At 73.4% G+C, this 19905-nt stretch carries 17 protein-coding genes; 5 read left to right on the top strand and 12 right to left on the bottom strand.

Features of this window, described 5'->3' with window-relative positions:
• Positions 1 to 15: 15 nt before the first annotated feature.
• Positions 16 to 450 carry a hypothetical protein gene (locus IEV65_RS00515; RefSeq protein ID WP_188427684.1) on the top strand — a complete coding sequence of 145 codons (435 nt, stop codon included), beginning with the start codon at positions 16 to 18 and terminating at the stop codon, positions 448 to 450.
• Here IEV65_RS00515 and IEV65_RS00510 read toward each other — a convergent pair.
• From IEV65_RS00510 to IEV65_RS00490, 5 genes are all read right to left on the bottom strand, one after another.
• Positions 393 to 1541, bottom strand: a complete 1149-nt coding sequence (locus IEV65_RS00510) for a cytochrome P450 (protein WP_229734754.1) — start codon at positions 1539 to 1541, stop codon at positions 393 to 395. The genes IEV65_RS00515 and IEV65_RS00510 overlap by 58 nt on opposite strands.
• 80 nt (positions 1542 to 1621) lie before the next feature.
• Positions 1622 to 3295 carry an FAD-dependent oxidoreductase gene (locus IEV65_RS00505; RefSeq protein WP_188427682.1) on the bottom strand — a complete coding sequence of 558 codons (1674 nt, stop codon included), beginning with the start codon at positions 3293 to 3295 and terminating at the stop codon, positions 1622 to 1624.
• Complete coding sequence (locus IEV65_RS00500; protein ID WP_229734753.1) at positions 3292 to 4077, bottom strand: methyltransferase domain-containing protein; 786 nt, start codon at positions 4075 to 4077, stop codon at positions 3292 to 3294. Before IEV65_RS00500 ends, IEV65_RS00505 begins: the two co-directional genes overlap by 4 nt.
• Before the next feature lie 65 nt (positions 4078 to 4142).
• Complete coding sequence (locus IEV65_RS00495; RefSeq protein ID WP_188427681.1) at positions 4143 to 4943, bottom strand: SDR family NAD(P)-dependent oxidoreductase; 801 nt, start codon at positions 4941 to 4943, stop codon at positions 4143 to 4145.
• 10 nt (positions 4944 to 4953) lie between these two features.
• Positions 4954 to 5874: a LysR family transcriptional regulator gene (locus tag IEV65_RS00490; RefSeq protein ID WP_188427680.1), complete on the bottom strand. Its 921-nt coding sequence runs from the start codon at positions 5872 to 5874 to the stop codon at positions 4954 to 4956.
• Positions 5875 to 5946: 72 nt separating this feature from the next.
• Between IEV65_RS00490 and IEV65_RS00485 the strand changes: the two genes are divergently transcribed.
• The 3 genes from IEV65_RS00485 (at position 5947) to IEV65_RS00475 (ending at position 9051) form a co-directional block, all read left to right on the top strand.
• Positions 5947 to 6861: a DMT family transporter gene (locus IEV65_RS00485; protein ID WP_188427679.1), complete on the top strand. Its 915-nt coding sequence runs from the start codon at positions 5947 to 5949 to the stop codon at positions 6859 to 6861.
• Positions 6862 to 6903: 42 nt separating this feature from the next.
• Positions 6904 to 7530, top strand: a complete 627-nt coding sequence (locus IEV65_RS00480; RefSeq protein WP_188427678.1) for a superoxide dismutase — start codon at positions 6904 to 6906, stop codon at positions 7528 to 7530.
• A gap of 123 nt (positions 7531 to 7653) precedes the next feature.
• Positions 7654 to 9051 carry a sodium:proton antiporter gene (locus IEV65_RS00475; protein ID WP_188427677.1) on the top strand — a complete coding sequence of 466 codons (1398 nt, stop codon included), beginning with the start codon at positions 7654 to 7656 and terminating at the stop codon, positions 9049 to 9051.
• A 21-nt stretch (positions 9052 to 9072) separates the two neighbouring features.
• On the opposite strand, the gene IEV65_RS00470 is transcribed toward IEV65_RS00475, so the two are convergent.
• From IEV65_RS00470 to IEV65_RS00440, 7 genes are all read right to left on the bottom strand, one after another.
• Positions 9073 to 9645 (bottom strand): DUF5063 domain-containing protein, encoded by a 573-nt coding sequence (locus tag IEV65_RS00470; RefSeq protein ID WP_188427676.1) that lies wholly within the window; start codon positions 9643 to 9645, stop codon positions 9073 to 9075.
• A gap of 13 nt (positions 9646 to 9658) precedes the next feature.
• Positions 9659 to 10279 carry a recombination mediator RecR gene (gene recR / locus IEV65_RS00465; RefSeq protein WP_188427675.1) on the bottom strand — a complete coding sequence of 207 codons (621 nt, stop codon included), beginning with the start codon at positions 10277 to 10279 and terminating at the stop codon, positions 9659 to 9661.
• An 11-nt stretch (positions 10280 to 10290) separates the two neighbouring features.
• Positions 10291 to 10965 carry an HAD-IA family hydrolase gene (locus tag IEV65_RS00460; protein ID WP_188427674.1) on the bottom strand — a complete coding sequence of 225 codons (675 nt, stop codon included), beginning with the start codon at positions 10963 to 10965 and terminating at the stop codon, positions 10291 to 10293.
• Entirely contained in the window at positions 10962 to 11636 is a 675-nt protein-coding gene (locus tag IEV65_RS00455) for a lysophospholipid acyltransferase family protein (RefSeq protein ID WP_188427673.1), read from the bottom strand. The genes IEV65_RS00460 and IEV65_RS00455 overlap by 4 nt, the downstream gene beginning before the upstream one ends.
• A gap of 10 nt (positions 11637 to 11646) precedes the next feature.
• Positions 11647 to 13803: a DNA polymerase III subunit gamma and tau gene (locus tag IEV65_RS00450; RefSeq protein WP_188427672.1), complete on the bottom strand. Its 2157-nt coding sequence runs from the start codon at positions 13801 to 13803 to the stop codon at positions 11647 to 11649.
• A gap of 60 nt (positions 13804 to 13863) precedes the next feature.
• Positions 13864 to 16137: a HelD family protein gene (locus IEV65_RS00445; RefSeq protein ID WP_188427671.1), complete on the bottom strand. Its 2274-nt coding sequence runs from the start codon at positions 16135 to 16137 to the stop codon at positions 13864 to 13866.
• A gap of 147 nt (positions 16138 to 16284) precedes the next feature.
• Entirely contained in the window at positions 16285 to 17325 is a 1041-nt protein-coding gene (locus tag IEV65_RS00440) for a helix-turn-helix transcriptional regulator (RefSeq protein WP_188427670.1), read from the bottom strand.
• Positions 17326 to 17638: 313 nt separating this feature from the next.
• Here IEV65_RS00440 and purD point away from each other — a divergent pair, with 313 nt between their 5' ends.
• Positions 17639 to 19897, top strand: coding sequence for a phosphoribosylamine--glycine ligase (gene purD / locus IEV65_RS00435; RefSeq protein ID WP_188427669.1), 2259 nt, complete (start codon positions 17639 to 17641; stop codon positions 19895 to 19897).
• The last annotated feature ends 8 nt before the right edge of the window (positions 19898 to 19905 follow it).

Genomic DNA, 19905 nt, shown 5'->3' with positions numbered 1-19905 from the left:
GCCCGGGAGGCAACCATGAGCCAGGGACCGCGACGCCTGCCCGGTATGCCGCATCCCCACCTGATCTGGCTGCGCAGCGCCGCCACCGTGGTGCTCAGCTGCCTGATCGGCCAGGCGGGCTGGGCCTCGGCGGCGCTCGGCGGCGAGCCGCGCTACCTGGTGCACCACCAGGTCGGTGCGTGGGTCACACTCGCGGCGGCCCTGGCCTCGGCGGTCGTCTACCTGGTGCTGCGGCGCTCGGCGGGACCGGTCAACGTCGCGCTGGCCCTGGCGGTGGCCGTGCTGGTCACGGTGCAGGTCTGGCTGGGCGAGCTCGGGGACCGGGCGCTGCACATCTTCACCGGGGTCCTCCTCGCGATGCTCGGCACCGCGCTGACCTCGTGGACCTACCGTCACCGGCTGCCGGAGGGCCTCGAGGCCAGCTCCAGCTCCAGCCCGCGCAGGGTGTAGCCCTCGATCAGGTCGTCCCACCCGACCTCGGGCTCGCGCACGATGCGCGGCTCGCGCGCCAGCAGGCGGGTGAGCAGCACGTCCGACTCGAGGATCGCCAGCGGCTGGCCAGGGCACTTGTGCGCGCCGTCGCCGAAGCTCAGCCCGGCCGCGTTCACCCCCCTCGGCAGCTCCCGGCCAGGGCACAGGTCGAGACCGTCCGCACCGAGAGCCTCGGCGTCGGCGTTGGCCGGGCGGATGCACAGGTCGACCAGGTCACCTGGTTCGATGGTCCAGGAGCGGTCGCCGTCCCTGACGCTGATGGGTTCCTGCGCGCGCCGGTAGAGGTGACCGACCACGGGCTCGAGCCGGATGATCTCGTGGAGGATCGCGAAGCGCTCCTCCTGGCCGGCGACGGCATACCGCGAGCGCAGTGCGTCGTCCCGCAGCAGGTGCCAGGCCGCCATCGTGACGAACTCACGCGTCGTGACCATGCCGGCCGTGCCGTAGGTGACGCACTCGACGAGGATGTCGACGTCGGTATAGCCCTGGTCGAGGAGGTGGCTGATGATGTCGTCCCGCCGCGCGCGGCGGCGCTCGCGGACCGCGGGCCGTACATCCGCGAGGTAGAAGCGGCCGATCGGCAGCAGCCCGTTGACGGCGGCGGCCATCCACTGCTGCCGGGTGCGGCCGAGGTCGCGCCGGGTGATGTCGAAGGGCGGCTGTCGGAAGAAGCTCACGAGGCGGCGAGACATCTTCGGGACGGACGACGCCGTGAGGCCGACGACCTCCGCCGTCACCTCGACGGTGTAGTGCAGCGCCAGCTCGTCGAGCACCAGGCGGCCCCTGTCACGTGCGCCGTCCAGGAGCCGCTCAGCGCACTCCTCCATCTGCGGGGTGTAGCGCTCGGCCACGACCACCGGCGCGAAGAACCGCGCCACCTTGCTGCGCTGCTCGTCGTGGAGCGGCCCGTCCGAGACGAGGATCGGGTGGTGCTTGAGCCGGCCCTTGGGGATCGCCTCGGCGGTGAACCCGGCCTGCGTCGTGGCGTGGCGGGCGCGCAGCACCTGTCGCGCGACCTCGAGCGAGCGCACACGCCAGACGGTGCTCACCCCCGTCCTGCCGTCCGCACCCTGCCGCTCCACCCGCGGTGCGCTCGGTTCACCGGGTCGGACCGCTCGCCGCCTGGCGGTCATCGTCGCGGGAGGGGTATGCGGTGGCGCACGGCGCGCGCGGTGCGCGCCACGGCCGCTCCTGCGGCGCGCACGTCCGGCCCATGTCGCAGCACGTCGGGCCGGCGTCTCAGCACACCCTGAAGCGGCACGGTCCAGACGTCCTCACCTCGGACGCCCCATGCGCGAAGCAGGTGGTTGGCGGCCAGCACGCCGGTGACCGCGGCCCGCTCCATGAGCGCGATCGGCCAGTCCACCCGCAGGCCGTCGCCGGCGAGAGCCAGGCCAGGGTAGGGGGTGTCCACGGTGAGCCGGTCGCGCCACGGCCCGGTGCCGACCAGCCCGCAGTCGTCCTCGACGAGCAGCTCCTCGTGCAGCGTCCCCAGCCCCCGCGTCTCGGGGTAGACGTCGTGCAGCGCGTCCAGGAGGCGGGTGCGCAGCCGGCCGGTGTCCAGACCCCGCGGTCCGTCGCCCGCCAGGTCGGCGTCCCGTTGCGGGTCGGTGGCGTAGGCGTGCAGCTCCACCACCGAGCCTCCGTGCTCGCGCGCCCAGTCGGCCGCCCCCTGCTCGAAGCGCTCCAGGACGGTGACGTTGTCGAGCAGGTCGTAGCCGCTGGTGCCCAGGAAGGCCTCCCGCCCCGGCTCGACCAATCCGTCCAGCCACAGCCGGAGCACGGCGAAGGGCGGCGCGTTGCGGCCGGCGGCCAGCCGCCGGTGCCAGTCGCGGCGGGCAGCGTCGTCCGTCTCGGCGATGTCGGCCTGCGCCAGCGGAGGCAGCAACTCGCGGGTGACCCGCGGGTCGGTGGCGACGACGACAGCGTCACAGGTGAGCTCCTCGGCGCCGGCGCGGACGCGCCATACCCCGTCCGCGGAGCGGGAGAGCGCGTCCGCCCGCGTGCCGGTGCGGACGTCGACCCCGAGGCCCTGGAGGTAGCGGCCGAGCGGTGCCCACAGCACCGTGTCGTAGTCGTCGTCGGGCACGTCGAAGAGCAGCCCCTCGGACGAGCCGGCGAAGTAGGTGTGGAACATGCCGACGAGCTCACCGGCGCCGAACTCGGTCGGGTGGGCGAAGAAGGACCGCGCGAAGACCTCCAGCGCGAGGTGCCGGGCGCCGTCGGGAAAGCGGAGCCGGTCCAGGAAGTCCTGGGCCGACTCGCCGTCGTAGCGCTCGTGGCTCTCGGGGTAGGAGACCGAGACGAGCTCGATGGCGCTGGGCAGGTGCACCTGCGGGAGCGCCGAGACCGGGAAGGTGGGGCTGCGCACGACGAAGGCCGCGAGGTTGACCGGCGGGGTGAGGGGCAGGGCCGCGAAGCTGTCGGTCAGGCCGTCGCCCCGGCGCAGGGGGTAGTCGGGCACGGGCACGAGGTGCCGGAGCTGCGGGTCGGTGCGGCGGAGCAGGGCGCGCAGCGTGTAGTACTGCCGGAAGAAGGCGTGGAAGCCGCGGCTCATCGTGCGGCCGTCACCGTCACCCCCGACCGGCCACGCGCGGACCCGGCCGCCCAGCTGGTCGCAGGCCTCCAGGAGAGTGACGCGCACCCCCCGCTCGGCGAGGATCGTCGCCGCAGCCAGGCCGGCGATGCCGCCACCGACGACGACCGCGTGCTGACCAGCCGCACGCTCGGCTCCTGGCTCGGCCCGATGCAGGACCGCGGCGCGGTCCCGGCCGGGCGAGGCGGGTGAGGTGGGTCGGCTCATGTCGGGTCGCTCTCGGGTCGGCGGGCCAGGACCGTGTGCAGGATGCCGCGCTGCCAGCCGGGGCCAGTGCGCCTGCGGATGTCGGTGAGGCCGGCCCGCCTCAGGCGGTCCTCCAGCTGGGCGGTGCTGTCGTTGTCGAGCACGCTGCGCCACAGGTAGCGGTAGATCGTCGGGTTGCCCCGCACGAGGACCGCGAGCGGCGTCACCACGCCCCAGCAGACGGCCGTCCAGACGGCGGTCGCGACGCGGTCGCCCTTGACGTGGTAGTCCTGCAGCGCCACCCAGCCGCCGGGGCGCACCTGGTCGCGGATCGCGGCCACCACCTCGTCGCGCTGCTCCTCCGGGACGTTGCGGAGCAGGTATGCCGCGAACGCACCGTCGCTCTCGCCCACCTCGTGCTCGCTGGCCACCTCGGGCAGGTCCTGGGCGAAGGCCCGCACGAAGCGGACCCCGGCCGGCCAGGTCTTGGCCCGGGCCTGGCGCAGCATCCCCTCGGAGGCGTCGAGCGCCACGACGCGGGCATCCTCGCCCGCCGCGTCGACCAGGGCACGGGTGGACAGGCCGGAGCCGCAGCCGAGGTCCCACAGCACGAGGGGCCGCCCGTCAGCGCCGGGCGGCAGGAGCGAGACCAGCTCGCGCGCCGCCGTCCGCAGGGCACGGTGGTAGCCCGGGTTGAGCCGGGTCAGCAGGTCATAGCGGTCGGCGGCACGGTCGAACTCGTCGGCGAGCTGCTGACCGTGCTGCGCGGTGGGACCCGGGGTGGCCAGACGTCTGCGGAGCACGTGTTCACCCTACGGCGTGGGGAGGGTGACGGCGGTGGGTGCGCGCGCGCCCGTCGCTCGCCTCCTCAGCGCAGGTGGCTGGCGCCGTTGAAGTCGAGGACCGCGCCGGAGGCCCACTCGGCGCCGGGGCTGGCCAGCGTGACGATGGCTGCCGCGACCTCCTCGGGCGTCGCGACGCGACCGAACGGGCTCTGCGCGCGGATGCCGTCACCCGCCGGTCCGTCCAGCAGCGAGGCGGCCATGTCGGTCGCGATGAAGCCCGGGGCGATGGAGGTGACCGCGATGCCGTGGGGCGCCAGGGCCACCGCCATCGACTGGCCGAAGGCGTGCAGCCCGGCCTTGCTCGCGCCGTAGGCCGGCACGTCCGGCTCCCCGCGGTAGGCGCCCCGGGAGCCGACGTTGACGACCCGACCGGTCGGCAGACCCGCCGCGGCCGGCACCTCGACCATGTGGCGGGCGATGCAGAACGTCAGGTTGGCCGGTCCCATCAGGTTGGTCGCCAGCGTCTGCCGCCAGGCCTGCACCCAGTGGTCGTAGTCCGTGTCGGTCAGCCGGTGGTCGCCCCGGCGGCTGCCCGCGGCCGCGTCGAGGAAGAGTGCCGCGTTGTTCACCAGGATGTCCACCCGGCCCAGCGCCTCGACCGCCCCCTCGGCGAGCGCCTGCGTCTCGCCCGGGTCGGCGAGGTCGGCCCGGAGTATGGCGTGCCCCTCGCCGGGCAGGCTCTCCAGCACCTCGCGGGCCAGCTCCTCGGCCCCGCGGTAGTGCACGGCCACCCGGTCGCCGCGCTCGGCGAAGGCGCGAGCCGTGGCCGCGCCCACCCCTCGGGACGCACCCGTCACCAGCACACCGCGTCCGCCGCTCGTCATGGGCGTCACTCTAGGAGCTGCCCAGCGCACCGGCCACCGCGCGCAAGTCGGCGACAAACTCGCGCAGCGCAGGCGGTCGGGTCCCGGTGCGGGTGACCATGAAGAGATGCCGCCCCAGGTCAGCGCCGGCGACGTCGCGCACCACGATCTCCGGGTCCTCCGCGGGCAGCGACAGGTCCGACAGCAGCGCCACCGCGCCCGCGTGCCGCACCACCTCCAGCTGCGCGGGGGCGTCGCTGGTGAGGTGGCGCAGGTCGGGGTCGAAGCCGCCGTGCTCGCGGCAGACCGAGACCACCATGGCGTGGTGGCCGGTGTCGCGGGCGGAGGCCACCCAGACCGCCTCGCGCAGCTCCTCGAGCGCGACCGGCCCGATCCCGCCGGCGAGCGGATGACCCGCGGGCAGCACGAGGCGGACCGCCTCCGCGAGCAGCGGTTCGAAGCGCAGACCGGTCGGGCGGGGGCGGGGCTGGCCGTGGTACTCGTCGACGACGACCAGCTCGACGCGCCCCAGCCGCAGCTCGGGCAGGGCCGCCTCCAGCTCCAGCTCGGTCAGCTCCACGCGCACCTCGGGGTGGCGTCCCCCCAGGCTCGCCAGCGCCGGGATGAGCAGCCGCCGCAGCGCCGACTGCAGGCCCACGGCCCGGACCCGACCACGCACCCCCTCGCTCAGCGCCGACAGGTCGGCACGGGCCGCGTCCACAGCCGTCAGGATCGTGGCGGCGTGGCCGGCCAGGAGCTGTCCCGCCTCCGTCAGGCGCACACCGCGGCCGGCGCGCTCGAGCAACCGGACCCCGGCCTCGCGCTCGAGGACGGCAAGCTGCTGGCTGATCGCCGACGGGCTGTAGCCGAGCGCCGCGGCGACGGCGGCGAGCGTGCCCCGCTCCTCCAGCTCGCGCAGCAGGCGGAGACGGCGCAGGTCGAGGTCAACCATGCATGAATTCTAACGATTTGACTCCAGAATCATGCGCTGGTGCTCGTGAGTTGAACCCGTCACCATGGACGCATGGGTGTCGCTCTCGTCCTGCTCTCGGCCGCCGCCTTCGGCGTCATGGCCATCTTCGCCACCTTCGCCTACGAGGCCGGCGTCTCCCCGGAGTCGCTGCTGCTGGTGCGCTTCTCGCTCGCCGCGGTGCTGCTCTGGGGGCTCGTCCGCGCGCAGGGAGCGAGGGTCGGGAGGGGGCCGGCCCCCCTCGTGGCTCTGCTGGGGCTGGGGGCGGTGCTCTACGCCGTGCAGTCCACGGCCTACTTCGAGGCGCTGCAGTTCACGGACGCCTCGGTGCTGACGATCATCTACTACACCTACCCCGCGATGGTGGCCGTCGCCGCCGCCCTGCTCGGCCGCGAGCGGCTGACGCCCGCCCGGCTCGCCGCACTCGTCGTCGCGACCGGCGGACTCGTCATGGTCGTCCTCGGCGGTGGTGTCGGGAGCGTGCGTCCCCTGGGGGTCCTCCTGGGGCTGACGTGCGCCCTGTCCTACACCGTCTACGTCCTGGTCTGCGACCGGGTGAGCGGCGCGCTCGAGCCGCTCCCACTCGCGGCCCTGGTCTTCACCGGCGCCGCCGCGACGCTCGCGGTGAGGTCCGCCCTCGCGGGCGGGCCCGACCTCACCTTCCAGCCGGTCGGCTGGCTCTGGCTCGCGGGCATCGCCGTCGTCTCCACCGTGCTCGGCATGGTCGCCTTCTTCGCCGCTATGGCGCGCACCGGCCCCTCTACCGCGTCGATCCTGTCGATGGCCGAGCCGGTCGTCACCGCGGTCCTCGCCGCGGCCCTGCTGCAGCAGACGCCGACCGTCGCTCAGGTGATCGGTGGCGCCGTCGTCCTGTTCGCCGTCACCCTCCTGCAGGTCCGGCGCCGGTCCCCCGCGTCCGCGCCCGTCCCCCCGGCCTCGTCGAGCAGCGTGGAGGCCGCCCGTCTATAGTGCGAGGAGCCCGCAAACCCCACGTCAGAGGAGAGATTTGCCGTGAGCACCTACACCCTTCCCGACCTCCCGTACGACTACGCCGCCCTCGAGCCGCACATCAGCGGCGAGATCATGGAGCTGCACCACAGCAAGCACCACAAGGCCTACGTCGACGGCGCGAACGCCGCCCTGGAGAAGCTAGCGGCGGCCCGCGAGTCGGGTGACTTCGGCACCGTGCCGATGCTGGAGAAGAACCTCGCCTTCAACCTCGGTGGTCACACCAACCACTCGGTGTTCTGGAACAACATGTCCCCCGACGGTGGCGACCGGCCCGAGGGCGAGGTCGCGGCGCTGATCGACGAGCACTTCGGCTCCTTCGACGCCTTCAAGGGCCAGTTCGAGGCCGCCGGCACCACCATCCAGGGCTCCGGCTGGGCCGTGCTCGCCTGGGACGCCATCAGCCAGGCCCCGCGCATCTTCCAGCTGTGGGACCAGCAGGGCAACGTGCCCCTCGGCCTGACCCCGCTGCTGATGCTCGACATGTGGGAGCACGCCTTCTACCTGCAGTACAAGAACGTCAAGGCCGACTACGTCACCGCCTGGTGGAACGTCGTCAACTGGGCCGACGTCGAGGCTCGCCTCGCGGCCGCGCGCACCCAGACCGCCGGTCTGATCGTGCCCGCCTGAGCCACGGAACGGCATACCGAGAGCACGTCCTCGACGGGGCGGAGCGGGGCACCCCCGCTCCGCCCCGTCGTCTCTGCCCTAGAGTGTCCCCACCGATCCGGCCCTGGCCAAGGAGGTCCGACCATGCAGGTGCAGTGGTGGGGGATGATCCCCTTCGTGCTGATGCTCGGCACGATCGCGGTGGCCCCGCTCGTCCCGGCGGTCGCGCACTACTGGGAGCAGCAGCGCGTGCAGCTGCTCGTCGCCCTCGTGCTCGGCCTGCCGGTGGCCATCTGGTTCCTGGCCGGTGGCGAGCTGACGACCGTCGTGCACGCCCTCGTCGAGTACGGCCAGTTCATCGCCCTCCTGCTGGCGCTCTTCGTCGTCTCCGGCGGCATCTACCTGGCCGGCGACATCCGGGCGACGCCACGGGTGAACACCCTCTTCCTCGCGGTCGGGGCGGTGCTGGCCAGCTTCATCGGGACCACCGGCGCCGCGATGCTGCTCATCCGGCCGCTGCTCAACACCAACGCCCAGCGCGTGCACCGCGTGCACACCGTGGTGTTCACCATCTTCATCGTCGCCAACACCGGCGGCCTGCTCACGCCGCTCGGCGACCCGCCCCTGTTCCTGGGGATGCTGCGGGGCGTGCCGTTCACCTGGACCTTCTCGCTGTGGCCGGAGTGGCTCTTCGTCAACATCCTGCTGCTGGTCACCTACTACGGCCTGGATCGCCGCCTCTACGCCAGCGAACCCCCGCAGGCGCGCGCAGATGATGCCTCCGAGATCACGCCGCTGCGGATCAAGGGCGGCATTCACTTCATCTACCTGGGCCTCATCGTGCTGGCTGTCGCCTTCGCCCCGAGCGTGGACCTCCACGCGATCGAGGAGGGGCACGCGCACTGGTGGCAGTGGGTGCCCTGGCGCGAGATCGTCATGATCAGCATGGCCCTGCTCTCGCTGCGCACGGGCGACAGGACCGCCCGCTGGGTGGACAACAACTTCAAGTGGGGGCCGATCCAGGAAGTTGCCGCCCTCTTCATCGGCATCTTCCTGACGATGATGCCCGCGCTGCGCTTCCTGGCGCAGGTCGCTCCCGACCTGCCGCTCAACCGGGTCACCTTCTTCCTCTTCACGGGCGGGCTGTCTGCCGTGCTGGACAACGCCCCCACCTACGTGACCTTCTTCGAGATGGCCCGCGAGCTCGGCGGCGATCCCGCCGTGGCCGGCGTCCTGGAGACCTACCTCGTCTCCATCAGCCTTGGTGCCGTCTTCTGCGGCGCGATCACCTACATCGGCAACGGGCCCAACTTCATGACCAAGGCCGTCGCGGACGGGCACGGCGTGGCCATGCCGTCCTTCGGCGGGTATGTCGTGCTGGCCTTCCGCTACCTCGTTCCGGTGCTCCTGGCGATGATGTGCATCTTCCTCACGGGCGTGCTGTGGGCGCAGGTGCTGGGCGTCGTCCTCGCGGTCGCCCTGCTGGCCAGGGCGTTGCGGCCGCTCGTGATGCGCAAGCACGCGCTCTCCCCCGAGCACTAGGCCCGGGTCGACGAGGACGACTCAGTCCACCGCGTGGAGGGCGGCCATCTCCGCCTCCATGACGTCCTCGTCGTCGGCGTCGAGCCGCACGTGCGCGAGCAGCGTGAGCAGCACGCGCAGGGCCGCGGCACCGCGCTCGCCCCAGGACGACAGGTAGCTGAACTGCCACCACCACATCGCCTCGGTGGGCCGGCCCGCGTCGTAGTGGACCTTGCCGTGCTGCAGGTCGGCCGCGATCGAGACGAGGTCGGCCGAGAGCGAGCCGCTGGTCACCTCGCCCGACAGCACCGGGTCCTCGAGGTCGCAGTAGGTGTCGACGCCGCCGAGCAGGGTGTGCAGCCGCTCCCGCAGTCCGTCCAGGTCGGGGTCGGGGCCGGCGTCGGGCTCGAAGCGCTCCTCCGGGACGACGTCGACCAGGGCGCCGATGCGGGCTCCCGCGCCGCACAGCTGACCGACGGCGAGGAGGAGCACCGGCAGCGCCGCGTCGGGGGCCTCCCCGGACGTCACCTCCTGCAGGGCCGCCAGGTAGGCAGCCACCTCGAGGTGCATCTCCTGCGCGAGCAGGTCCCAGCCGTCGTCCTCAGCCTGGCTCATGAGCTCAGCCTACTCAGGAGGCGGTCGAGGGGCCTCCGGACAGCAGTCGCCGACCCTCGAAGGCGCGACCGAGGGTCACCTCGTCGGCATACTCCAGGTCCCCGCCGACGGGCAGGCCGGAGGCGAGCCGGCTGACCCGGACGCCCTCGAAGGCCTGCAGCATCCGGGCCAGGTAGGTGGCGGTGGCCTCGCCCTCGAGGTTGGGGTCGGTGGCGATGATGACCTCGCTGACCTGACCGTCGGCGAGCCGGGCGACGAGCTCGCGCACACGCAGGTCCTCGGGACCGATGCCACCGATCGGGTTGATGGCGCCGCCCAGCACGTGGTAGCGACCACGGAACTCGCGCGTCCGCTCGATGGCGGCCACGTCCTGGCTCTGCTCGACCACGCAGATCAGGCTGAGGTCGCGTCGGGGGTCGAGGCAGATCCGGCACTGCTCGGCCTCGGCGACGTTGCCGCAGATCTCGCAGAAACGCACCTTCTCCTTGATCTGCAGCAGCGCGTGGGCGAGGCGGGTGATGTCCTCGGGGTCGGCCGTCAGCAGGTGGAAGGCGATGCGCTGCGCGCCCTTGGGCCCCACACCGGGGAGCCGGCCGAGCTCGTCGATCAGGTCCTGGACCACGCCCTCATACACAAGGCAGGACTCTAGGTGTTCGCACCCACAGGGGCGGGATCGACCCCGGTGAGCCGATGCAGCAGCTCGCCCAGCTGCGCGGCGTCGGCCACGACCGCGTCCGCGCCGGCGGCCTCCAGGTCGGCACGACCGGACGCACCCCAGGTCACCGCCACCGCGGTCATACCGGCCGCTCGCGCGGCCTGGACGTCGACGACGGCGTCGCCGACGTAGGCGCACCCGGACGGGTCCAGGCCGAGGCGCCGCGCGCCCTCGAGCAGGGGCTCGGGGTGGGGCTTGTGACGCGAGACCTCCTCCAGGCCGACGACGTCCAGGTCGGGGAGCCCGACGATGCGCATCCCGCGCCGGACCGTCTCGGCGCGCTTGGAGGAGACCACGCCGACCGGCACGCCGGCGCCGACGAGGCCGGCGACCACCGCGTCGATGCCCGGCACGGCCTCGACGAGGGCGTCGTGATGGGCGAGGTTGTGCTCGCGGTAGCGGGCGACGAGCTCCTGCCCGCGCCCGGGATGCCGCTCCTCCAGCGGGTCGATGAGCGGACGGCCGATCCACGAGCGGAAGGTCGCCTCGTCCAGGTCGGGCTCGAGCTCGCTGAACGTGTGCCGGAAGGAGGCGAGGATGAGCGGGATCGTGTCGGCCAGGGTCCCGTCGAAGTCGAAGAGGAGCCCGGTGATCCGACCGGTCACGCGCTGCCCTGAGGAGCGCGCTGGTTGTACTCCCCCGCCCACTCCTGCCCGCTCATGGCGAGGATCGAGGCCATCACCTCGTCGGTGATCTGACGGCGCGCCCTGCCCTGCGGCACGCCGTCGAAGCGTCCCGCCACCTGGATCGGGGTGCCGAACTCGACGCGCACCTTGGCGCGGCGCGGGATGCGCGAGCCGACCGGCTGGATCTTGTCCGTGCCGGTCAGCGCCACCGGCACGATCGGGCAGCCGGCCTCGAGCGCCAGCCAGGCCACGCCGGTGCGGCCGCGGTAGAGGCGCCCGTCGCGGGACCGGGTGCCCTCGGGGTAGATGCCGAACGCCCCGCCTGCCCTGAGGTGTGCCAGGGCGAGGTCGAGCGACTCCTGGGCCGCCCGCGCGTCGTCGCGGTTGACGGGGATGGAGCCGACCCCGGTGAACCACTCGCGGCTGATCCAGCCCTTGACGCCCGTGCCGGTGAAGTACTCGGCCTTGGCGAGGAAGGCCACCTGGCGGGGCGAGGTGAGCGGGATGACGAGGCTGTCGACGAACGACAGGTGGTTGCTCGCCAGGATCACCGGCCCGGTGGCCGGCACGTGCTCGGTGCCGACCACGTCGGGTCGCCAGATCGCGGTGGCGAGCGGGGTCACGATCGGGTGGAGCACCTCGTAGAGCATCAGATCCTTCTCACGCCACAGGTTCGTCGTTGATGGCGATGACGGTACCGCCCAGGACCGACTCCACGACAGGCTGCCCCACCGCACCGGAGGAGGCGAGGTCCTCGTCGTCGTCGCTGGGGTCGTCCCCGAGGTCGTCCGTGCGGGCCGGCGTCGGGGCCGGCGCCGGAGCTGCGGCCGGCGCCGGGGTGCGAGTGCGCACCGGGGCAGGACGCTGGGGTATGCCGTCTCCCTCACCCGTCCCGGTGGCCCAGTCGGGCGCCGCGGAGGAGCGGGCCTGCTCGGCCCAGTCGGGACCGGACGGGGCGGCGGGGCGTGACGACGTGGCGCCCAGCTGCTCGGCCATGGACGGCTGCTGGGGGGCCGAGCCGTGGGGGGCCGAGCCGTGGGAGGCCGGCGAGGGTGTCGGCCCGGGCGCTGCCGCGGCGGGCGCCGGATCCCCACCGCGCGTGCGGAGACGACCCACCTGGGGCCGCTCCTCGACCGGCGGTGCCTGAGGCTCGGGCTGCTGAGGCTCCGGCTGCTGAGGCTCGGGCTGCTGAGGCTGGCGCTGCTCCGGCTGGTCCTGGCCGATGACGACCGCGTCGATGACGACCTTCAGCCCCAGCAGCTGGTCTATGGCGTGCTTGAGGGTCTCCTCGTGCCGCGTGCCCATGAACTTGTCGACCCACCAGTGGTCCGGCTTGCCGAGGCGGACCGTCCGCCCGTCGAAGTCCAGCAGCTGGGCGGTCTGCAGGCCGCTCCAGGTCTGTCGGCTCAGGCTGCGGACCGACTCGAGGATCTCGGGCCACTGCCGGCGCATCGCAGCGGTGTCCAGCACGCCCACCTCGGCAGACGGCTCCTCCGTGGGCACCGGGTGCTGCTGGGGCGGGCGGACCTGCTCCACCTGGGGCGCCGGCTGGGCCTGTCGCGGCTCCTGGACGACCGGGCGCGGCTGCTGCGTGGGCATCGCGGGCTGTGGCGAGAGACCCTGCTCGGGGCGGGCGGGAGCCACGCCGTCCGAGGCCGCGCTGAGGCGCCGCTCGATGCGGTCCAGGCGCGCGCCATACCCCTCCTCCCCGGCGGGGCCGGGCAGCAGGAGGCGGGCGACCAGCAGCTCGAGCATGAGGCGGAAGGACACGGCGCCGGTCATCTCCGACAGGCCCCGGCTGACCACGTCCGCGGCCCTGGACAGCGTCTCGGGCCCCTGCACCGCGGCCTGGTGGCGCATCCGCTCGACCTGGTCCGGCGGCAGCCCGGGCAGCAACCCACCGGCGGGGCGGTCGCCGACCGCGGCGAGCACGATGAGGTCGCGGTAGCGCTCCAGCAGGTCCTCGACGAACCGGCGCGGGTCGTGACCGGACTCCATCACCTTGTCGACCTGCTCGAAGACGGTCGCCGCGTCGCCGGCTGCCACGGCGTCGACGACCGCGTCGAGCAGCTCGACGTCGGTGAAGCCGAGCAGGGCGGCGGTGCGCTCGTAGGTCAGCCCCTCGGACCCCGCCCCCGAGATGAGCTGGTCGAGGACCGACAGCGAGTCGCGCACCGAGCCGGCGCCGGCCCGGGTGACGAAGGAGAGCACGCCCGGCTCCAGGGCGACGCCCTCCTGGGCGCACACCTGCTCGAGGTAGGACGTGAGCCGCTGGGGAGGGACGAGGTGGAAGGGGTAGTGGTGCGTCCGGGAGCGGATGGTCGCCAGGACCTTCTCCGGCTCCGTCGTGGCGAAGATGAACTTGACGTGGGGCGGCGGCTCCTCGACGACCTTGAGCAGGGCGTTGAAGCCGTTGGGCGTCACCATGTGCGCCTCGTCGATGATGTAGACCTTGAAGCGCGACTGCGCCGGGCCGAAGGCGGCCCGCTCCCGCAGGTCACGGGCGTCGTCGACGCCTCCGTGGCTGGCCGCGTCGATCTCGATGACGTCGATCGTGCCCGCACCGTCCCGGGCCAGGGCCACGCAGCTCTCGCACACCCCGCACGGCTCGGGCGTCGGGCCCTGCTCGCAGTTGAGGCAGCGCGCCAGGATCCGGGCGCTCGTGGTCTTGCCGCAGCCGCGCGGGCCGGAGAAGAGGTAGGCGTGGTTGACCCGGCCGGAGCGCAGCGCCTGCATGAGCGGCTCGGTGACGTGCTCCTGGCCTATGACGTCGGCGAAGGACTCGGGCCGGTAGCGGCGGTACAGGGCGGTGCTCACGGCACTGACACTAGCCGCCGCCACCCACCACCCCGACCTCGTGATCCACAGCCACCGGCGTCACGCCGGGCGCAGCACCGTCAGCCGGTGCGCGGCCCGGGTCAGCGCGACGTAGAGGACGCGCGCGCCACCCGGGGACTCCGCCACGATCGCGTCGGGGTCGACGACGAGCGTGGCGTCATACTCCAGACCCTTGGTCGAGAGGGGGTCGATCACCAGCACCCGGTCGTCGAGACGTGACAGAGGCTCCAGGGCGTGGCGCCACGCCTCGGGCAGGATGACGGCGACCGAGCCGTCGACCTGGCCCAGCAGCGCGACGACCGCCTCGCGCGCCTCCTCGGGCAGGGCCGCCCGGGGCACGGACAGCTCCACCGGCTCGTGACCCGTCTCGCGCACCGCCTCCGGGATGTCGGCGTCCGGCACGTGCTCGCGGATCATCCGGGCCGCGAGCGCGAAGATCTCGCGCGCGTTGCGGTAGTTGGTGTCCATGTGGAAGGAGCGCCGCACGCTGCTGCCGAAGGCCTCCTCGCGGGCCTGCGCGGCCTCCTCCAGGTCGGACCACGACGCCTGGGCCAGGTCCCCCACGACCGTCCACGACGCCCACCGACCCCGGCGGCCGAGCATCCGCCACTGCATCGGGGAGAGGTCCTGGGCCTCGTCGACGAGGACGTGGGCGTACTCCTCCACCGACCCGATGCGCCCGGCCAGCAGCCGGGTCCTCGGGTCGTGGCTGATCCGCTCGGAGGCGGTGGCCTCCACGGCCCGCACGAAGCCGTCCTCGTCCGGCTCGAGCGAGGCTCGCGGCGGGGCCTGGTCACGGCCGCTCCGCAGGGCGGCAACGCCATACTGCGAGGCGTCCTCGAGCTCCTCGATCTCGTAGAAGCCCCGCTCCTCGCTCGGCAGGTCGACGACCGTGCCCACCCGGGCGTGCAGGTCGTCCACGAGCGCCACGTCGGAGGCGGACCAGGTGCCCTCGCGGAGCGCGAGCCGGTAGGACTCGGCGAGCAGCGCGGCCTCCGCGCCCGGGAGCACGCCCAGCCGCAGGACCAGCGCCTCGTCGGCGAGCCAGAGCAGCATCTCCCGCGGGTCGACGGGGCGCCACCACTCCCGCAGGAAGGCCTCGACGTCGCCGGAGTCGACGAACCGGTCGACGAACTCCTGCTTCTCACCCGGCACCTGCACCTGCGCCCACGCCGCCTCGGCGAGGGCCTGGGCGGCCGCGTCGAAGGAGCTGTTGCGGTGGTGGTGGCGCAGCACCTGCGCGCGCACGCGGTCGAGGTCGCTCTTCTCGAGGCGGATCGCGTGGCCCATGACGAAGACCCGCAGCAGGTCAGGGCTGCCGGGGATCGCCAGCCGGGACAGGCGCGAGAGGAGCTGGCGGATCCGCAGGGACCCCTTGACGGCGGCGGTCGCGGGCGGGTCGAGCCGCTGGGCGGTCATGCCCGCGACCACGTCGCCCACCGAGCGCAGCACGACGCTGTCCTCCCCGAGGGAGGGCAGGACGCGCTCGATGTATGCCGTGTACGCGGCCGAGGGGCCCACCACGAGCACCCCGCCGCTCTCGAAGCGGCGACGGTCGGAGTAGAGCAGGTAGGCAGCGCGGTGCAGGGCGACCACCGTCTTGCCCGTGCCCGGGCCACCCGTGATCTCGGTGACGCCGCGGGCGGGGGCGCGGATGGCCTCGTCCTGGTGCTGCTGGATGGTGGCGACGATGTCGCGCATCCGGGCACCGCGGCTGCGGCTCAGCGCCGCCATGAGCGCGCCGTCGCCCACGACGACCATGTCCTCGGGGGCCTCGGCGACCATCAGGTCGTCCTCGATCCCGACGACGGTCTCGCCCTGGCAGCGCAGCACCCGCCGCCGCACGACACCCTGCGGGTCGACCGGGGTGGCGCGGTAGAACGGGGCCGCCGCGGGAGCCCGCCAGTCGACCACGAGCGGCTCGTAGTCGTCGTCGCGCACCCCCAGGCGACCGACGTAGCGGACCTCCCGGTCACCACCGTCCCCACCGTCCGGGTCCCCCACGCCCTCCGGGCCACCGTCGCCGTGGTCGAGGTCGAGACGGCCGAAGACCAGGCCCTCGTGCTGGGTCTCCAGCGACGCACGCCTCTTCGTCGCGGAGAAGACGAGCGCGTCGCGCTCGAAGAGTCCCGCCAGCTCTTCCTCCCGCGGGTCACCGGTGCCCCTGCGGTCGGTCTGACCCCGCGCCATCCCCTCGGCGTGCACGAGCTCGGTGCGGGCCGCCGCCTTGGCCAGCTCGGCGTAGACGCGGTCCACGTGCCGCTGCTCAGCCTCGATCTCGCCGGCGACGACGTCGTTGGTCGTAGCGCTCACACGCTCCCTCTCTCCTGCACGGGGGACGCCGTGGCACGTCCGCGCGGCACCCGCCGTCCCCTGACAAAGCAGACAGTCTACCGAGGGCGTCGCCGGCTCCCAGCCCGCAGGGCGTCGGCCCGGGGAGCCGGAGCGGGACCGTCAGGATCAGAGCCAGCCGCGCCGGGCCGCCTGCACCCCGGCCTGGAAGCGCGTGGCGGCGCCGAGGTGGTCCATGAGGTAGCGGACCCGTCGCTCCACCGTGCGCACCGAGATCCCGCTCTGGCGCGCGATGAGCTGATCGCTGGCGCCGGTGGCCAGCAGGGCCAGCACGCGGCGGTCGCGGTCGTCGAGGGGCACCCCGTCGAGCACGGTCCCCGTGCCGGTGTCCACCACCACGGCGAGCGGCGTGGAGAGCACCCAGATCTCCTGCAGCAGGGCCTCCACGCCCTTGAGCGGGCCGGTGCGGCGCGCCTCGAGCGAGCCGTCGCCGACGGGGTCGTGCCGGCTGAGGTCGAGGATCGCGGCGCGCGCGTCGCACAGCAGCAACGAGAACGGCAGCCCCGCGGCCACCCGGACGGGATGCCCGGCGGCTTGCGCACGCTCCACGAAGCTCATGGCGTGCGGGGTGTCCAGGAGCGCGGTGTCCACCACGATCCGCACGTCGACGCCCGACCGCACCGGCAGGACGCCTTCCTCGGTCGCGGACTCCTCGAGCAGGGCGAGCGAGGCGGCCGACGCGTCCAGCGCCCACCAGAGCCGCTCGGTGGCGAGGCGGTGCATCCCGCGGACGCGCTGGGCGATGTCCGCGACGCTCTTGAGCAGCTCCATACCGGCCGGCTGCAGCTCCCGGCCGTCGCCGACGGCGGCACGCCAGATCTGGTCCAGCTCGGAGGCGGTGGCCCGGGCCAGGGAGATGCGGCGTTCCCACCTCTCGATGTGGCGCAGGACCGCCTCCGCCGGCGGCACCACCTGCCAGGCGTCCCCCTCGACGTTCGGGACGAGCATGCCGCGCGCGGTGAGCTCTGCGGTGATGTCCTCGATCTCGGCGTCGTCCCACCCCTGCTTCCGCAGGGCGTCGAGCGTGGGACGCCCGAGCCGCACGGCGGTCAGCCAGAGGCGGCTGACGGACTCCTCGTAGGCCTCCCCGTGGAGCCGCGCGGGAGCTGGTGCGCGGGTCCCGCCGCGCCTGGCGGTCGTGCGTGTCATAGGCCGATGGTGACGGATCCCCGACAGTGACGCCAAGCCGACACCCTCGACGTGACAACACGGATCTCGTGTGCCATATTGGTGCTTACCGACTTCGGTCGGTCGCAGGGAAGTGTGCGTCGCCGGGTCAATGCCCCCCCCATCAACCTGGCTGACCCTGCCCTGTGTACGTGGCCCTCCTGGGAGATACCCCCCCTGCCTTCCAGGGGGGCCACACTTTTCTCCTCAGCACTTTTCTCCCCATCGCCTCCTTCCCCTGCCCGCACTGCGCCAGATTCCGTCTCCTCCTCCCGTCCAAGTAGGCTGGGAATCCGTGAAGCTCCTCCTGCTCGGCTCCGGCGCCCGTGAGCACGCCCTCGCCCGCTCCCTGTCCGCCGACCCGGCCGTCGACACCCTCCTGGCCCTGCCGGGCAACCCCGGGATCGCGGAGGTGGCGCAGTGCCGGCCGGGCGACCCGACCGACGTGACCGCCGTGGTCGCGCTGGCCCGCGACGAGCACGTCGACCTCGTCGTCGTCGGACCCGAGGCGCCGCTGGTCGCCGGGGTCGCCGACGCACTGCTGCAGGCAGGGATCCCGTGCTTCGGCCCGACGGCCGCGGCTGCGCGCCTCGAGGGCAGCAAGGCCTTCGCCAAGGAGGTCATGGCTGCCGCCGGGGTGCCCACCGCCGCCAGCCGCACCTGCTCCACGGCGACGGAGGTGGAGGCGGCTCTCACGGCGACGGGCGCGCCATACGTCGTCAAGGAGGACGGGCTCGCCGCCGGCAAGGGCGTGGTCGTGACCGAGGATCGGGAGGCGGCGCTGCAGCACGCGGCCGCCTGCCTCGCCAAGGAGGGTGGCCGCGTCGTCGTCGAGGACTACCTCGACGGACCGGAGGTCTCGCTCTTCTGCCTGGCCGACGGCTCCACCGTCGTCCCGCTCGAGCCCGCGCAGGACTTCAAGCGGGTCGGTGACGGCGACGTCGGTCCCAACACCGGCGGCATGGGCGCCTACACCCCCCTGCCGTGGGTCCCCGCCGGACTCGTGGACGAGGTCGTGCGCACCGTCGCCCTGCCCACGGTGCAGGAGATGGCCAGGCGCGGCACCCCGTTCACGGGCGTCCTCTACGTCGGGCTCGCCATGACGTCCGCGGGCCCGCGCGTCGTGGAGTTCAACGCCCGCTTCGGCGACCCGGAGACCCAGTCCGTGCTGGCCCGCCTCGAGACGCCGCTCGCCGGCGTCCTGATGGCCGCGGCGCAGGGCCGGCTGGCCGAGCTGCCGCCGCTGAGCTGGTCCCCGCGCAGCAGCGTCACCGTCGTGGTCGCCGCCGACGGCTACCCGGCCGCACCCGTCACCGGAGGCGTCATCACCGGGCTCGACGACGCGAGCGCCGTCGAGGGTGTCCACATCCTCCACGCGGGGACGCGCCAGGAGGGTGACGCTGTCGTCTCGGCCGGCGGGCGCGTCCTCTCGGTCGTCAGCCTCGGGGACGACCTCGCCGACGCCCGGGCCCGCGCCTACGCCGCCGCGGGGCGGATCGGTCTGCCCGGCTCCCACCACCGCACGGACATCGCGCTCGCCGCGCAGGAAGGACGGGTCCACGTGCCCACCGCCCACACCCCGGAGGCCGCCCCGCAGCTGCCCGGCCACGAGCTCCTCTACTCCGGCAAGGTGCGCGGGCTCTACGCCCCGCTCGACCCGGCGACGGGTCAGCGCGACCAGGAGCGGCTCCTGCTCGTCGCCTCGGACCGCATCAGCGCCTACGACCACGTGCTCGACACCCCGATCCCGGACAAGGGCAGCGTGCTCACCCAGATGTCGCTGTGGTGGTTCGACCAGCTCGCCGACCTCGCCCCGCACCACGTGATCTCCACCGACGTCCCGGAGCAGGTCGCGGGTCGCGCGGTCTACGTCCGACGGTTGCGGATGCTGCCCGTCGAGTGCGTCGCCCGCGCCTTCCTCACCGGCGGCGGCCTGGCGGAGTATGCCGCGACCGGCACCGTCTCCGGCGTCCCGCTGCCGGAGGGGCTGGTCGACGGGTCGCGGCTGCCCGAGCCGGTCTTCACGCCGAGCACGAAGGCCCCGATGGGCGAGCACGACCAGCCGATCTCCTTCGCCGAGGTCGAGGAGCTCGTCGGGCCCCGGCTGGCGGCACGGGTGCGTGACCTCACGGTCGCCATCCTCCAGCGCGGCAACGAGATCGCCGCCGACCGCGGCATCCTCATCGCCGACACCAAGGTCGAGTTCGGCATCGACCCGGCGCAGCTCGGGCTCGGCGACGGGGCCGACGAGGAGATCGACTGGGCCTCGGTGGACCCGGACGTCGTCGACGTGGTCCTCGCCGACGAGGTGCTCACGCCCGACTCCTCCCGCTTCTGGCGCGCGAGCGAGTGGGCACCCGGGCGCACGCAGACGTCATACGACAAGCAGGTGCTGCGCGACTGGCTGACCTCCCCGGCGAGCGGGTGGGACAAGGCCTCCGACACCCCGCCCCCCACCCTGCCCGACGACGTGGTGGAGCTGACCCGCGCCCGCTACGTCGAGGCCTACGAGACCCTGACCGGCCGGCCGTTCACCGCCGGCACCCCCGCCTGAGGAGACCG

The sequence above is a fragment of the Ornithinimicrobium tianjinense genome (assembly GCF_014636495.1).
Taxonomy (GTDB): Bacteria; Actinomycetota; Actinomycetes; order Actinomycetales; family Dermatophilaceae; genus Ornithinicoccus; species Ornithinicoccus tianjinensis.
The sequence above is the reverse complement of the archived record's forward strand: the minus strand, read 5'-3'. Positions and strand labels throughout refer to the sequence as shown.